Source organism: Pantoea rwandensis (assembly GCF_002095475.1).
GTDB classification, from domain to species: Bacteria; Pseudomonadota; Gammaproteobacteria; order Enterobacterales; family Enterobacteriaceae; genus Pantoea; species Pantoea rwandensis.
This window is the reverse complement of sequence record NZ_MLFR01000010.1, coordinates 92,156-108,930: the sequence shown is the minus strand read 5'-3', so window position 1 is coordinate 108,930 and position 16,775 is coordinate 92,156. Positions and strand designations below refer to the sequence as shown.

The window sequence follows — 16,775 nt, the reverse complement described above, 5'->3', positions numbered from 1 at the left end:
TCAGCTTATTAACAAGTTACAGATCGCTTTTAACAAGCCCATCAAGGTAACGTTCTGCATCCAACGCGGCCATACAGCCGGTACCCGCAGAGGTAATCGCCTGGCGATAAATATGATCCATCACATCACCAGCGGCAAACACGCCCGGAATACTGGTTTGTGTTGCATTACCCTGTAGACCAGACTGTACTTTGATATAACCGTTTTCCAGCGCCAGTTGGCCATCGAAAATGGCGGTGTTTGGGCTGTGGCCGATAGCCACAAACAAACCGGCAACCTCTAACGCTTCCGGCTCATCACCTTGGGTGGAGAGGAGTTTCAGGCCAGTAACGCCCATCTGATCGCCGACCACTTCTTCCAGCGTACGATCGGTGTGCAGCACGATATTGCCGTTGCGCACTTTGTCCATCAGACGGTCAATGAGGATCTTTTCAGCACGGAAGTTGTCACGGCGGTGAATCAAATGCACTTTGGATGCAATGTTCGCCAGGTAAAGCGCTTCTTCCACTGCGGTATTACCGCCACCGATAACAGCGACTTCCTGGTTGCGATAGAAGAACCCATCACAGGTTGCACAAGCGGAAACGCCTTTGCCTTTGAAAGCCTCTTCAGAAGGCAGGCCAAGATAGCGCGCAGAGGCTCCCGTTGCGATGATCAGTGCATCAGCAGTGTATTCACCACTGTCACCGATCAGGCGGAAGGGACGGTTCTGCAAATCCACCGTATGAATATGATCAAAGATGATTTCGGTGTTGAACTTCTCAGCATGCTCGTGCATGCGTTCCATCAGTGATGGGCCAGTCAGATCGTGCGGATCGCCAGGCCAGTTCTCAACTTCAGTTGTTGTGGTGAGCTGGCCACCTTTTTCCAGCCCGGTAATCAATACCGGATTCAGGTTAGCGCGCGCGGCATAGACTGCAGCGGTATAACCAGCAGGGCCGGAGCCCAGAATGAGCAGCTTACTGTGTTTGGCCGTACTCATGTGTTCCTCAGTTTTTTTCTGACAACATAGTTTTTGATTGTAGGGAAATTAGCGTCGCAAAAAAAGGTTTCAACGATTTTGTTAACAATCGTTGTAAGCGGCATAGTCGATGAAAGCCGATTTTGCACGCCGTCTGCGCCAAAAGGGGGCATTGCTCGGTAATTCCTGGTGCAGCTGTACAAAAAATCTTATTTAAAACAGCAACCCAGAACTCTGTCTGGCATCTTGTACTGAATTTGGATGTTTTACTTTGACAATCGCCTGCTGTTTTGCGAAAACATTACCAGAAGCGGAGAATATTTAGCGGCTCAAGACAGAATTTCATTTCTGATTTAAGCGATTTTGCCAAATAAACTCAGTCTGACATTGGTAATGACGCATGATGTGGACAGACAACATGCGTCATACGGATGGTCGCATTACTGCACAGACTTATCGGCTTCACTTCAGTAAGGCCCTGAACAATGAGCGTTTTCAGGGTGTGGCAGGTAAAGGGAAGGAATTAAGAGAGACAATAATAATGGTAGACAATAAGAAACGCCCCGGAAAAGACTTGGATCGTATCGACAGAAACATTCTGAATGAATTGCAGAAAGACGGTCGTATTTCCAATGTTGAGCTTTCTAAACGTGTTGGATTATCCCCTACGCCGTGTCTTGAACGTGTGCGTCGCCTGGAGCGTCAAGGCTTCATTCTGGGTTATACCGCACAGTTAAACCCGCATTATCTGGATGCTTCACTGCTGGTGTTCGTTGAGATTACTCTGAATCGTGGTGCGCCCGATGTGTTTGAGCAATTTAACGCCGCCGTACAAAAACTTGAGGAAACTCAAGAGTGTCACCTCGTTTCCGGTGACTTTGACTACCTGCTGAAAACCCGTGTGCCGGACATGTCCGCCTATCGTAAGTTGTTGGGTGAAACCTTGCTGCGCCTGCCGGGTGTAAACGACACCCGTACTTACGTGGTGATGGAAGAGGTCAAACAGAGTAACCGCCTGGTGATTAAAACCCGTTAATCTGGGACAGGTGCAAAGCTTGCAGGAATTCGGTACACTCCTGTGAATTCATACAGGACCAGCGTCGGGCTTGCCCGGCGCTGTTGCCTTCTTAATTTACAGGCACCTGGAGAGTTCTCTTGAGCCAGGAATATACAGAAGATAAAGACGTTTCGTTACAACCGCTGAGCAGTGGACGCAGGCTGCTGGAAGCGTTGCTCATCCTTGTGGCCCTGTTCGCCATCTATTTGATGGTGTCGCTGGTTAGCTTCAACCCTTCAGATCCAAGCTGGTCTCAGACCGCCTGGCATGAACCGATCCATAATTTGGGCGGCAGTGTCGGCGCATGGCTGGCGGATACACTCCTGTTCATTTTTGGCGTGATGGCCTATGCCATTCCTCCGGTCATTATTGGCTTGTGCTGGATTACATTCCGTCAGCGCGATCGCCAGGATTATATCGATTATTTCGCGGTCGGCTTACGCTTGATTGGCGTGTTAGCCTTGGTGGTCACCACCTGTGGCTTGGCGGCATTGAACGTTGATGATATCTGGTACTTCGCCTCCGGCGGCGTCATTGGTAGCCTCGTGAGCAATGCTATGGCGCCGTGGTTCAGCTCTGCGGGTGGAACGCTGACGCTGCTGTGCGTCTGGGCAGCAGGCATTACGTTGTATACCGGCTGGTCATGGCTGACCATTGCCGAGAGAATCGGTGGTGTGGTGATGGGCGTGCTGACATTCGCCAGCAATCGTTCGCGTAATGATGAGCCTTGGCAGGAAGAAGACGAGTATGAAGAGGATGAGTCGGCAGAAGACGTCACTCCACCTCTGCGTGCTGCGCAATCTCATGATGAAGGTGATGATGTTCTGTTGGCGAAACCGCGTAAAATCGCTGAGCCTATAGCGGAACAGTTGCCTGACGACCCGCTGTTGGCGAAAGCCAGTGCCGCCACTGCTGCGGCTATTGCGGTTACCACTGAAGCCGCACAGCATGTGCCAGCCGTCGTTTCGCCGACGGTGGAGGCCGTCGCATCAGAACCGACGGCTGTTCGCCCAAGCGCCCCGGTTGTTGAGCCCGTGCCTGTTGTGCCTGAGCCGACAGTTCAACCCGCTCCACCGCTGTATCGCTTTGAAGTGCCGAATGAGCCAGCGCCTGCCATGTTCTCGCCGGCAGATGATGATGACGGCCCGCGGATGGGCAACTGGCAAGATGCCGCGCAATCCTCTACTCCGTTAAATACCGCGGCTGCGGTCGCATTGGGCGCTGCGGCAGTGAAGACGGCTTCCGCCTACACGCCGGCGTTCGATATGGTACCAGAGCGTGATTACAATCCGCAGGTGAAACAGGGCATCGGTCCTGAATTGCCGCGCCCTAATAAAGTCAAATTGCCGACGCGGCGAGAACTGGCTTCATATGGCATTAAACTCCCGTCGCAGCGTATGGCAGAAGAGAAGGCACGGGAAGAAGCGGAGCCGCCATTGCCAGAGATGACGGCGACTTACCATGAACCGCAGCATGATCAAGAAGATGATGCGGCGCTGGAACAAGCTCAGTTGCGTCAGGCCTTTGAATCTCAACAGCAACAGCGTTATGGCGAAAGTTGGGATGAGCAACCTGAAGAAGATGATGAAGAAACATTGCATCAAGCTCAGCTTGCCAATCAGTTTGCGGCGCAGCAACAGCAGCGTTATCAGGAAGCGGATGAAGGCCCAGTGTTCAATCTGGATACCGCGGCAGCCTTCGATTTTTCACCGATGAAAGATCTGGTTGATGACACTCCAAGCGAGCCTCTCTTCACCATTGCCGCGACCCCAGAATCTGAGGTGCCATCGCAGTGGCAGCAGCCTGCGACTCCGCAGCCAGAAACAATGCCTTCGTTGACTGAGCAAAATAGCCCATGGTCATCGGCTGAGCCGGAAAGCTATGCCGCGCCTGTGGAAACGCCAAAACCGGCGGCGCCAGCTCAGGATAGCCTGTTCCACCCGTTCTTGGTTCGCCATGAACGCCCGTTGGAAAAGCCTTCTACGCCGTTGCCGACGCTCGATTTGCTGACGTCACCGCCTTCTGAAGAGGAACCGGTGGATATGTTTGCTCTTGAGCAAACCGCACGTTTGGTCGAAGCACGCCTGGCGGATTATCGCGTCAAAGCGGAAGTGGTCGGCATCTCACCTGGCCCGGTCATTACTCGCTTTGAGCTTGACCTCGCACCGGGTGTGAAGGCCGCGCGTATTTCCAATCTGTCACGCGATTTAGCGCGTTCGCTCTCTGCTGTGGCAGTGCGCGTGGTAGAAGTGATTCCTGGTAAGCCTTACGTTGGCCTGGAATTGCCGAACAAGCATCGTCAAACCGTCTATCTGCGCGAAGTGCTCGATTGCGACAAATTCCGCGATAACCCATCACCGCTTGCAGTGGTGTTGGGTAAAGACATCTCCGGTCAGCCAGTCGTCGCCGACTTGGCGAAGATGCCACATTTACTGGTTGCGGGTACCACCGGTTCCGGTAAGTCGGTCGGCGTTAACACCATGATTATCAGCATGCTGTATAAAGCCACGCCGGAAGAAGTGCGCTTTATCATGATCGACCCAAAAATGCTGGAGTTGTCCGTTTACGAAGGCATTCCACATTTGCTGACTGAAGTGGTCACCGATATGAAAGATGCGGCAAATGCGCTGCGCTGGAGTGTGGGTGAGATGGAGCGTCGCTACAAGCTGATGTCTGCGCTGGGTGTGCGTAATCTGGCAGGGTACAACGAGAAGATTGAACAAGCAGCAGCCATGGGACGCCCAATTCCCGATCCGTTCTGGAAACCGGGTGACAGCATGGATATGACGCCACCGGTGTTGGAAAAACTGCCGTATATCGTGGTGTTGGTGGATGAGTTCGCCGATCTGATGATGGCAGTGGGCAAGAAAGTGGAAGAGTTGATTGCTCGCCTGGCCCAAAAAGCGCGTGCAGCTGGTATTCACTTGGTGTTGGCGACACAGCGTCCGTCTGTTGATGTCATTACGGGTTTGATTAAAGCTAACATCCCAACGCGTATCGCCTTTACCGTGTCCAGTAAAATTGACTCGCGTACCATCCTCGACCAGGGTGGCGCAGAATCATTGCTGGGTATGGGTGACATGCTGTATATGCCGCCCAACTCTTCGATGCCTGTACGTGTCCATGGTGCTTTTGTGCGTGACCAGGAAGTGCATGCTGTAGTGCAAGACTGGAAAGCGCGCGGGCGTCCGCAATACATTGAAAGTATCACGGCGGGTGAAGAGAGCGAAAGCGCTGCTGGGGGTCTGGACGGGGATGAAGAGTTAGACCAGCTGTTTGATCAGGCCGTGTCGTTTGTGGTGGAAAAACGCCGCGCTTCTATTTCCGGGGTACAGCGCCAGTTCCGAATTGGTTATAACCGCGCGGCGCGTATCATTGAGCAGATGGAAGCACAGGGAATTGTTTCTGAACCGGGCCACAACGGCAACCGAGAAGTGCTTTCACCGCCACCGCACGAGATGTAATTTAGCGCAAGGTAGACCGACTCACGGGCCAGTTAATACTGGCCCGTTGTTTATCTGCGAAACGATCCCCATATCTTTGGGAGCTTTCGGCTTTTTCTCCTGTCGAATTGGCAGGGCGGCAATTACGTTTAATGCAGTAAGTGTCGGGAAACCATGAATAAGGAATCGAATTAGATGAAATTACGCGTTATTGCCTGCGGCCTGTTGGCCAGTGTTATCTCCGCATCAGCATTGGCGGATGCCTCCAGCGATTTGCAACAGCGTCTGAATAAGGTGAACAGTTTCCATGCCAGCTTTAGCCAGAAGGTCACTGACGGCAGCGGTGCCAATGTGCAGGATGGTGAAGGGGAACTGTGGGTTAAGCGCCCAAGCCTGTTTAATTGGCATATGACCGCACCAGACGAAAGCGTCATCATCTCCGACGGTAAAAACCTGTGGTTCTATAATCCGTTTGTTGAGCAAGCGAGTGTCAGCCTGTTGCAGAATGCGACCAGTAACACACCGTTCATGCTGATCGCGCGTAACCAGTCGAGCGACTGGCAGCAGTACAACATCAAGCAGCAAGGTGATAACTTTGAGCTGACGCCAAAAAGCAGTGATGGCAATCTTAAGCAATTCACCATTACTGTTTCAGCATCAGGCACCATCAACAAATTCAGCGCGATTGAGCAAGATGGTCAGCACAGTGATTATCAGCTGAAAAGCCAGAAAAATGGCGCGATTAGCCCGGATAAATTTACCTTTACGCCGCCAAAAGGGGTAACGGTAGACGATCAACGTCAGTGAGGTCGTAGTGAGTAATCTGTCCCTGGATTTCGCCTCTTCGAATGAGTTCCAACCGCTGGCCGCACGTATGCGACCAGCGACGTTGCAACAATATATCGGGCAACAGCATCTGCTGGCGGCGGGCAAACCGCTACCTCGCGCCATTGAAGCCGGACATTTGCATTCGATGATCTTGTGGGGGCCGCCAGGCACAGGGAAAACCACATTAGCGGAAATCATTGCGCACTACGGTAAAGCCGATGTAGAGCGCATTTCCGCTGTGACTTCCGGCGTTAAAGAGATTCGCGAGGCGATTGAACGTGCGCGGCAAAATCGTCAGCTTGGTCGTCGTACCATTCTGTTCGTCGATGAGGTCCATCGCTTCAATAAAAGTCAGCAGGATGCATTCCTGCCGCATATCGAAGATGGCACCATTACGTTTATTGGCGCGACGACTGAAAATCCCTCATTCGAACTCAATTCTGCATTGCTTTCCCGTGCACGCGTCTATTTATTGAAATCCCTCACCACCGAAGATATTGAGCAGGTGCTAATCCAAGCGATGCAGGACAGTGCGCGAGGTTACGGTAACAGCGATATTCTGTTGCCTGATAACACCCGACGGATGATTGCTGAGTTAGTCAATGGCGACGCTCGTCGAGCACTCAACACGCTGGAAATGATGGCAGATATGGCGGAGAGCAACGCACAGGGCAAGCGTGAACTTACGCCACAATTATTAAATGAAGTGTCCGGTGAAAGGGCGGCGCGTTTTGATAACAAAGGTGACCGCTTTTACGATCTCATTTCAGCGCTGCACAAATCGGTGAGAGGATCTGCGCCGGATGCGGCACTGTACTGGTATGCGCGTATTATTACCGCCGGTGGCGATCCGCTTTACGTGGCTCGTCGTTTATTGGCGATCGCTTCTGAAGATGTCGGCAACGCCGATCCACGCGGTATGCAAGTCGCTATTTCTGCTTGGGATTGTTTCACCCGCGTTGGGCCAGCCGAAGGTGAGCGAGCGATTGCACAGGCGATTGTCTACCTCGCCTGCGCACCTAAAAGTAATGCTGTTTACACTGCTTTTAAATCCGCCATGCGTGACGCGCGTGAATTCCCCGATTATGACGTGCCAGAACATCTGCGTAATGCCCCGACCAAATTGATGAAAGAGATGGGGCTGGGCAAAGAGTACCGTTATGCGCATGACGAGCCCAACGCTTACGCGGCGGGAGAGGTGTTCTTCCCACCTGAAATGGCGCAAACGCGCTACTATCAGCCGACTAACCGGGGACTTGAAGGTAAAATTGGCGAAAAACTCGCCTGGTTGGCTGAACAGGATCAAAATAGCCCGATAAAACGCTACCGCTGATAAACACCTTACGGTAAGGTGAGCAAGTATTTCAATGCATTCCAGTGGGATGCATCCCTTCATTCGTTCAACCAACCTTAATTACACAGGATAAGCATGCTCGATCCCAATCTGCTGCGTAATGAGCCAGACGCAGTCGCAGAAAAACTGGCACGCCGAGGATTTAAACTGGATGTGGATACGCTGCGTTCGCTTGAAGAACGCCGTAAAGTCCTGCAAGTAGAAACCGAAAATCTGCAGGCAGAGCGTAACTCCCGATCCAAATCCATCGGTCAGGCCAAAGCACGTGGGGAAGACATCGAGCCACTGCGTCAGGAAGTGAACACGCTGGGTGAACGTCTGGATGCAGCAAAAGCTGAACTGGATACGTTGCAAAACGAAATCCGTGATTTTGCTCTGGCATTGCCTAACTTGCCGGTCGATGAAGTGCCGCTGGGTAAAGATGACAGCGAGAATCAGGAAGTCAGCCGCTGGGGCCAACCGCGCCAGTTTGATTTCCCAGTAAAAGACCACGTTGAGTTGGGTGAAGCGGCTAAAGGCCTGGATTTTGCTGCTGCGGTTAAATTGACGGGTTCACGTTTTATCGTGATGCAGGGGCAAATTGCTCGAATGCACCGTGCATTGAGCCAGTTCATGCTCGACCTGCATACACAACAGCACGGTTATCTTGAAACCTATGTGCCTTATCTGGTTAACCATGAAACACTGTTTGGCACGGGTCAGTTGCCGAAATTTGGTGAAGACTTGTTCCATACCAAGCCGCTGGGTGAAGAAGCGGGTAGCAGTAACTATGCGCTGATCCCAACAGCGGAAGTGCCGTTGACCAACTTGGTGCGCGACGAGATCGTCGAAGAAGAAAACCTGCCGATGAAACTCACGGCGCATACACCCTGCTTCCGCTCAGAAGCGGGCTCTTATGGCCGTGATACGCGTGGTCTAATCCGTATGCACCAGTTCGACAAAGTTGAGATGGTACACATCGTTGCACCAGAAACGTCGATGGATGCGCTGGAAGAGTTGGTTGGCCATGCTGAGAAAGTATTGCAGTTGCTCAATCTCCCTTACCGTAAAGTATTGCTGTGTACGGGCGATATGGGCTTTGGTTCCGCTAAAACTTACGACTTGGAAGTGTGGCTGCCAGCGCAAGATACTTATCGTGAAATCTCCTCTTGCTCTAATATGTGGGATTTCCAGGCGCGCCGCATGCAGGCACGCTGCCGTAACAAAACCGATAAGAAACCCCGTTTGGTGCACACGCTGAACGGTTCCGGTTTGGCTGTAGGTCGTACCTTGGTTGCGGTGTTGGAAAACTACCAACAAGCTGATGGCCGTATTGAAGTGCCAGAAGTACTGCGTCCTTACATGGGCGGTCTGGAAATCATTGGTTAATCAATGTTTTCTGCATAAAAAACCCGGCAATGCCGGGTTTTTTATTTTTAGTCTTAAACGATTATTTTTCAGTAAGAATTAATCAGAAATAAACGTTATCGACAGTAGGCAGCCTTAAAAGACTAAAACCCATTAATTCATGTAGATAGCTCACAGCATTAACAAAACGATCTCTTCTCTAACCTGCTGAAGATAAAAAAATAAATTGTTCAGCAGCAAATTGTGCGGCGGCTATTTTTTGCACATTGACTTTAAAATAGCGAATGGCAAACTGCGCGCAATTATCTCCATTTCTTTGGTTTTTAATCCCTATGTCTACCTGGTCGCGCCCCGTCGTGTTGCTGCTTTGCGGCTTAATGCTAATGACGGTGTCTATTGCTGTGCTTAATACGCTGGTACCACTGTGGCTTACTCACAATCAACTGCCGACCTGGCAGGTGGGTATGGCCAGCTCAGCTTATTATACCGGGAACCTGCTGGGGACTTTGCTGGCAGGTTGGTTGATTAATCGCTACGGCTTCAACCGCTGTTTTTATCTGGCAAGCGTATGGTTCGCGTTAGCCACTATGGGGATGGCGCTGTTTGAGGGCTTCTACAGCTGGACAATACTGCGTTTTGTCGCGGGCTTAGGTTGTGCATTGATTTGGGTAGTGGTGGAGAGCGCCTTGCTGTGTAGCGGCACTGTGCGTAACCGTGGTCGATTGCTCGCCGCCTATATGATTGTTTATTACCTGGGCACTGTTGCGGGTCAGCTATTAGTGAGCCGTGTTTCTACCGAATTGTTGCATGTTATTCCATGGGTCACTGCATTGATTGTCTGTGCGGTATTGCCAGTGTTGTTTCTGCGCGTCAATACCAGCGAAGCACCTGAAGAAGCTTCGACCGGGCGTATTTGGAGCATGTTACGTCGTCGTAGTTCTCGTTTAGGGATTAACGGTTGCATCATCTCAGGTATTGTTCTGGGTTCGCTGTACGGACTGATGCCATTGTATCTCTCACATCGTGGCATGAGTGATGCCAACATCGGATACTGGATGGCATTACTGGTCAGTGCGGGCATCGTTGGGCAGTGGCCTGTAGGACGTCTTGCAGATCGTTTTGGTCGCTTAATGGTGTTACGCGTGCAAGTTTTTGTGGTGATTCTGGGTGCGATTGCCATGCTAGGTGACACCGCAATGGCACCAGCACTGTTTGTGCTGGGGCTGGCTGGCTTTACGCTTTATCCAGTAGCCATGTCTTGGGCATGTGAAACCGTATCCCACCATGAACTGGTTGCTATGAACCAGGCGTTGTTGTTTAGCTACACCATTGGCAGTCTCGTAGGACCGGGGATGACATCCATGTTGATGCAGAATTACTCCGACCGCCTGCTGTTTGTGATGATTGCCGCAGTGGCGTTAGTCTATTTAGTCATGCTGTTGCGTAAGGCTGACCAACACGCGACGCCAGTGGCGCACGCATAAGGTTCTGCAGAACTGAGAAGGGGAGCGAATGCTCCCCTTTTTTGTGTCAATACATCACCTCATGACCATAGCTCGCGAGAATGTTCTTTACCCGCTCCATAGTTTCTTTGCTTGGGGGTTTTACGCCGTCAAGCTTGTACTCTTCACCCATGGCAATCCATTTATGTTTGCCTAATTCGTGATAGGGCAGCAGCTCGATTTTTTCGATGTTCTCCATGTCCTGGGTAAACTTGCCCAAACGGTGCACGGAGTCGTCATCATCCGAATAGCCCGGTACGACCACAAAGCGAATCCAGGTCCGTTTGCCTTTCTTTTGCAGATAGCGCGCGAAATCAAGGGTGCGATGGTTGGAAACGCCGACCAGAATCTGGTGCACATCATCATTGATTTGTTTCAGGTCGAGCATAACCAGATCGGTAGCATCCAGCAGTTCGTCAATCACCGGATCATAACGACGTACAAAACCGTTGGTATCCAGACAGGTATGAATGCCTTCCGCTTTACAGGCACGGAACCAATCGCGCACGAACTCGGCTTGCAGAATCGCTTCGCCTCCTGATGCAGTGACACCTCCCCCTGAGGCATTCATGAAGTGCCGATAAGACACGACATCCTTCATTAGCGCTTCAACGGTAATTTCTTTACCCCCGTGGGTGTCCCATGTGTCGCGGTTATGGCAATAAAGGCAGCGCATCAGGCAGCCTTGAAAGAATGTGATAAAACGGATGCCAGGACCGTCAACGGTGCCGCAAGATTCAAATGAGTGGATACGACCGATGGTAGACATTGCGATGAGTTCTCCGGTTTAGCCCTAACATCAGGCGGCACAATCTCTGTTGTGCTCTTGGATTAAAGTCGATTTTGCCAGGTTGCCCTAGTGAGCAAACGGGCAAAATAGACTTGTGGAGAAAAGGCTCCCGCAGGAGCCTTCAAATCTCAGGGAGGATTACAGTGACTGAGTGAATGTACGGGTAATCACATCCTGCTGCTGCTCTTTAGTCAGCGAGTTAAAACGTACAGCATAGCCAGACACACGGATGGTCAGCTGTGGATATTTCTCTGGATGTTCCATCGCATCCAACAGCATTTCACGGTTCATAACATTGACGTTAAGGTGCTGCCCGCCCTCAATGTTCGCTTCGTGATGGAAGTACCCATCCATCAAACCTGCAAGGTTGGTTTTGCGCACATTATCGTCTTTACCCAGCGCATTTGGCACGATAGAGAAGGTATAAGAGATACCATCTTTGGCGTAGGCAAACGGCAGTTTGGCAACGGAAGTCAGTGAGGCAACCGCACCTTTTTGATCGCGTCCGTGCATTGGGTTTGCACCCGGTCCAAATGGTGCACCGGCGCGACGACCATCAGGTGTATTACCGGTTTTTTTACCGTAAACCACATTAGAGGTGATGGTCAGAACGGACTGAGTCGGTACCGCGTTACGATAGGTTTGCAGTTTCTGAATTTTCTTCATGAAACGTTCAACCAAGTCACATGCCATGTCATCAACGCGCGAATCGTTATTCCCAAACTGCGGATATTCTCCTTCGATTTCAAAATCAACCGCGAGGCCATCTGCATCACGAACTGTTTTGACTTTAGCGTACTTAATTGCTGACAGGGAATCTGCTGCGACGGACAAGCCCGCAATACCACACGCCATGGTGCGATAGACGTCTCGGTCGTGCAGCGCCATCAATGATGCTTCGTAGCTGTACTTATCGTGCATGTAATGGATGATATTCAACGAGGTGACATACTGTTTTGCCAGCCAATCCATGAAGTGATCCATGCGTGCCATAACAATGTCGAAATCCAGAATCTCATCAGTAATTGGCGCTTCTTTTGGACCAACCTGCATTTTCAGTTTTTCGTCCACACCGCCGTTGATTGCGTACAGCAGCGTTTTTGCCAGGTTGGCGCGAGCACCAAAGAACTGCATTTGTTTGCCGACAATCATCGGGCTCACACAGCAGGCAATGGCGTAGTCATCATTGTCAAAGTCAGGGCGCATCAGGTCATCATTTTCGTACTGCAATGACGAGGTATCGATGGAGACTTTCGCCGCGTATTTTTTGAAGTTAATAGGCAGTTTTTCTGACCACAGAATGGTCATATTAGGTTCTGGTGAAGGGCCCATAGTGTAAAGGGTGTTGAGGAAGCGGAAGGTGCTTTTTGTCACCATCGTACGTCCATCGACACCCATACCCGCGAGCGACTCCGTTGCCCAAATTGGGTCACCAGAGAAGAGTTCATCATATTCTGGGGTACGCAGGAAGCGCACCATACGCAGCTTCATCACCAGATGGTCGATCAGTTCCTGCGCGCCTTCTTCCGTTAGTTTACCGGCTTTAATATCGCGGTCGATATAGACGTCAAGGAAGGTTGATACGCGGCCAAATGACATGGCGGCGCCGTTCTGAGATTTCACGGCAGCCAGGTAACCAAAGTAAGTCCACTGTACCGCTTCTTGTGCAGTCTCAGCTGGCAGAGAGATGTCGAACCCATATTTTGCCGCCATCTCTTTGATCTGACCCAGCGCACGATGTTGTTCAGAGATCTCTTCACGCAGGCGGATGGTGTCTTCAAGATTGACACCATTTTCCATATCGCTCTGCAGTGAATTGAACTGCGCCACTTTATCTTTCATCAGATAATCGATGCCGTACAGCGCAACGCGACGGTAGTCACCGATGATACGACCACGACCATAGGCATCAGGCAGACCGGTTAACACACCAGACTTACGGCAGCGCAGGATGTCAGGAGTATAGACATCGAACACACCTTGGTTGTGAGTTTTACGATAGTCGGTAAAGACTTTTTTCAGTCCAGAATCGAGTTCGCGGCCATAAACCTTGCAAGAACCCTCGACCATTTTGATACCGCCAAACGGGATGATGGCGCGTTTCAGAGGTGCTTCGGTTTGCAGACCCACAATGGTCTCAAGAGACTTATTAATATAACCCGCATCGTGTGAAGTGATGGTAGAAGCGAGGTCAGTATCGAAATCAACCGGTGCATGGGTGCGGTTCTCTATTTTGATACCTTCCAGCACGCTATCCCACAATTTAGTGGTGGCTGGCGTTGCGCCCGCAAGGAAAGTCTCATCACCTTCATACGGGGTGTAGTTTTTCTGGATAAAGTCACGGACGTTGACGCCGTTCTGCCATTCGCCGGCGCTAAATCCTTCCCAGGCTGACGCCATCTTTTCGTTAAGTTCGGACATAATATACCTGCCTTATTTAGGGAGACTCTGACGATGACGTGCCCTTGAGCACGCCCGTTTTAATTTCTTAATGCACCGGATCATCACCGCGCAGATAGATGACCCAGTAGGTCAAACCGACTAACAACCCACCACCGATAATGTTGCCGATTGTCACTGGAATGAGGTTATTAACAATAAAGTCGCCAACGCTGAGAGAAGGGAACTGCGCGGCGCTGGAACCGGCCATTTGCCAGAATTCCGGGCTGGCGAAATCGCGAATGACGATAGCCATAGGGACCAAAAACATGTTGGCGATGCTGTGCTCGAAGCCGCTGGCAACAAACATCCCGACAGGCAATATCATGGCAAACATTTTGTCGAACAAGCTGCGACCGGAGTAACTCATCCATACGGCCAGACAGACCATCAGATTGGCGAGGATGCCCAGACTCACGGCTTCAACAAAGGTGTGATGCATTTTATGATCAGCGGTCTGGAGTACGTTTAAACCCCACGCACCATTGGCGACCATATGTTCCCCCGCTAGCCACATCAGTACGACAAAGAACAGCGCACCAAACAGATTGCCGATATAGACATACAGCCAGTGACGGCCGAGTTGCAGCCAGGTAATGCGACCGCTGGCTTTTGCGACCACAATGAGGACGGTTGAGGTGAAGAGGTCTGCGCCACAAACGACCACCAACATCAAGCCTAATGAGAAGCAAATTCCCCCAATCAACTTGGCTATACCGTAAGGCATTGCACCAGTGCCAGTGGTGGCTGTGATGTAAAAGACGAATGCGATTGAAATAAATACGCCAGCGGTGATGGCAAGGAAGAAGGTCGTGAGAGGATGTTTAGTCGCTTTATAGACACCGGCATCTTCTGCAACTTTTGCCATTGCCGCGGGTAGTAATGCATTAAAAGGGTTGTCAGCTTTCACACTAACGCTCTCCATAAATTGTCTGTAGAGATACTAACAAACGAGTATAGGACAGGAATTGATGTGGATCATAAATGCCGGGTAGGTGAGGGATAAGCGAGGCGAGTGGATTGAGGTTTTGTTATTAACTACATGATTTATATATATTAAATATTTTTTAATTTATACAATAAAATTTTAATGGAGCAGGGTGCTTGCCAGAGTAATGTTAATTTAATTTAACTATTGAAGATGACTTGTTAAATATAAACATTAACTGTGATGCGCGTATTTCATGACAATAAAAAAGGCACTGAAATAGTTCAGTGCCATCTATTACATATCTCTGATGCGGGATGAAATAGTCGTAATTATTTCTTTGACCAGTATTGACGCTTAGCCACCTGCAACTTCTCATAAGCTGCTAAGAGAGCTTGGTGCGCAGGGAATGCTTTCAAATCGAGGTCTACCGCTTGCAGGCCATAGAATGGCGCTTCGCCACTGATAGCGGCAGAGGCATCGTCAACCGCTGCTTGGCCATACATACGAACGAATGCGCGGTGATATTGCAGAGGATCACGCTCTTCTTCCATCGCCAGCAGCAACAACGTCTGCAGGCAGCGGTAGTAGTTGGCGCGCTCTTCAGTGAAGATCGACTGGTTGAACTCCATGGTCCATTCGGTCCAGATCAACGCTTGATCCAAATCGCCACCGGCCAGCGCTAGCATGGCTTTCAATTCACCAATGCGCAGGGTATACCAGCCGTTGTCTTTACCGGATGCAAGGCCTAACAGTTCACGTACACGGGTGAAGTCGTCATGGCCTTCTTCATCCAACTGCTCGATAAGGTTCAAATAGGCCTCGGGTTCCCATTCGCTAGCAGGCAATGCCAGTAAGGTTTCACGCAGTGGCGCACCCATGCTGTTATTTGCTAGCAACAAGTCTTCCGCCGGATAAATATCAGACATGCCAGGAACGATGATGCGGCAAGCGTAAACGCTCAGATGTTCGTAGTCAGCGATGTAAACTTCTTTATCTTCTGCACGGAAGATGGCCATCAGCGTATCGAACTCTTCATGGGTATTCCCCGCGAAGCTCCAGTCAACGAACGGATAATCCGCATCGTCTTTGAACATATCCCAAGAGATCAAACCACTGGAGTCAATGAAGTGAGTTTCCAGATTGGCATGTTCAGCGACTTCTTCGTCATCGAACGTCGGCGGCGTGAAGACGTCGAGATCTTTTAGTCCACGGCCTTGCAGCAATTCGGTTACGGTACGCTCAAGCGCGACACCGAAGTCTGGATGTGCACCAAAGGAGGCGAAGCAAGTGCCGTTGGCTGGGTTGAACAGCACCACGCAAATAACCGGGTACTTGCCGCCGAGTGAAGCATCGTAAGAGAAGATAGGGAAACCTTCGGCTTCCAGACGTTCAATGGCCTCAATGACGCCCGGATAGCGCTGCATAACTTCAGCAGGGATCTCTGGCAGGCTGATGGATTCCGCGATAATGCGATTTTTGATGTGGCGTTCAAAGACTTCAGAAAGCCCCTGCACACGAGCCTCATTCGCGGTGTTACCCGCTGACATACCGTTAGATACGTATAGGTTGCCGATGATGTTCATCGGAATGTAGACCGTCTGCTGGTCTGACTGACGGGTAAATGGCAGGCCGCAGATACCACGGTCAGCATTACCTGACTGCAGGTCAATCAGATCTGAGGCGTTCAGGCTGTCTTCAGGATCGTAAAACTTCTGCAAACGCGCATCCAGAATGCCTGCTGGCAAGCTGTTATCGTCGGTCAGTGGGAACCATTTCTCATTCGGGTAATGAACGAAATCGCCATTGGCAATCGACTGACCCAGCCAGAAATCGGCAAAGAAATAGTTGGTTGAGAGACGCTCAAAATATTCGCCCAACGCTGAGGCCAGTGCGGCTTTCTTACTGGCACCTTTACCGTTAGTAAAACACAGTGGGCAGTCGCGATCGCGGATGTGCACAGACCAAACATGTGGAACCGGGTTCAGCCAGGAGGCTTCTTCAATGTTGAAGCCTAAGTCTTGCAGTTTCTGCTGGAAGCGTGCGATGGAGTCTTCCAGTGCGGCGTCTTTTCCTGGAATAAACGTTTGCGTCATGTTGGCGCTCTCTCAAGTCGATGGGGTGGG

Annotated in this window: 11 protein-coding genes; 6 read left to right on the top strand and 5 right to left on the bottom strand. The window is 50.8% G+C overall.

Going from position 1 to position 16,775, the window contains the following annotated elements; translation table 11 throughout:
* Window positions 1–16 precede the first annotated feature (16 nt).
* A complete protein-coding gene (gene trxB, locus HA51_RS12015) occupies window positions 17–982 on the bottom strand; it encodes a thioredoxin-disulfide reductase (protein WP_084934731.1) in 966 nt (321 codons plus the stop codon).
* A 520-nt stretch (window positions 983–1,502) separates the two neighbouring features.
* Between trxB and lrp the strand changes: the two genes are divergently transcribed.
* The 6 genes from lrp (at window position 1,503) to HA51_RS11980 (ending at window position 10,474) form a co-directional block, all read left to right on the top strand.
* Window positions 1,503–1,997, top strand: coding sequence for a leucine-responsive transcriptional regulator Lrp (lrp, locus tag HA51_RS12005; RefSeq protein WP_006118610.1), 495 nt, complete (start codon window positions 1,503–1,505; stop codon window positions 1,995–1,997).
* 119 nt (window positions 1,998–2,116) lie between these two features.
* A complete protein-coding gene (locus tag HA51_RS12000; protein WP_084934730.1) occupies window positions 2,117–5,482 on the top strand; it encodes a DNA translocase FtsK 4TM domain-containing protein in 3,366 nt (1,121 codons plus the stop codon).
* 174 nt (window positions 5,483–5,656) lie between these two features.
* Window positions 5,657–6,268 (top strand): outer membrane lipoprotein periplasmic chaperone LolA, encoded by a 612-nt coding sequence (gene lolA / locus HA51_RS11995; RefSeq protein ID WP_084934729.1) that lies wholly within the window; start codon window positions 5,657–5,659, stop codon window positions 6,266–6,268.
* A 7-nt stretch (window positions 6,269–6,275) separates the two neighbouring features.
* The gene (locus HA51_RS11990) at window positions 6,276–7,622 is read left to right on the top strand and encodes a replication-associated recombination protein A (protein ID WP_084934728.1); all 1,347 of its coding nucleotides are present in this window, start codon (window positions 6,276–6,278) and stop codon (window positions 7,620–7,622) included.
* Between the two features lie 96 nt (window positions 7,623–7,718).
* Window positions 7,719–9,011 carry a serine--tRNA ligase gene (serS, locus tag HA51_RS11985; RefSeq protein WP_084934727.1) on the top strand — a complete coding sequence of 431 codons (1,293 nt, stop codon included), beginning with the start codon at window positions 7,719–7,721 and terminating at the stop codon, window positions 9,009–9,011.
* A gap of 311 nt (window positions 9,012–9,322) precedes the next feature.
* Window positions 9,323–10,474, top strand: coding sequence for an MFS transporter (locus HA51_RS11980; RefSeq protein ID WP_084934726.1), 1,152 nt, complete (start codon window positions 9,323–9,325; stop codon window positions 10,472–10,474).
* Window positions 10,475–10,520: 46 nt separating this feature from the next.
* On the opposite strand, the gene pflA is transcribed toward HA51_RS11980, so the two are convergent.
* The 4 genes from pflA to ycaO form a co-directional block, all read right to left on the bottom strand.
* Window positions 10,521–11,261 (bottom strand): pyruvate formate lyase 1-activating protein, encoded by a 741-nt coding sequence (gene pflA, locus HA51_RS11975; protein WP_084934725.1) that lies wholly within the window; start codon window positions 11,259–11,261, stop codon window positions 10,521–10,523.
* 159 nt (window positions 11,262–11,420) lie between these two features.
* Window positions 11,421–13,703: a formate C-acetyltransferase gene (gene pflB, locus HA51_RS11970; protein ID WP_084934724.1), complete on the bottom strand. Its 2,283-nt coding sequence runs from the start codon at window positions 13,701–13,703 to the stop codon at window positions 11,421–11,423.
* 67 nt (window positions 13,704–13,770) lie between these two features.
* Window positions 13,771–14,631 carry a formate transporter FocA gene (gene focA, locus HA51_RS11965; protein ID WP_084934723.1) on the bottom strand — a complete coding sequence of 287 codons (861 nt, stop codon included), beginning with the start codon at window positions 14,629–14,631 and terminating at the stop codon, window positions 13,771–13,773.
* A 350-nt stretch (window positions 14,632–14,981) separates the two neighbouring features.
* Entirely contained in the window at window positions 14,982–16,745 is a 1,764-nt protein-coding gene (gene ycaO / locus HA51_RS11960; protein WP_084934722.1) for a 30S ribosomal protein S12 methylthiotransferase accessory factor YcaO, read from the bottom strand.
* Window positions 16,746–16,775: the final 30 nt, after the last annotated feature.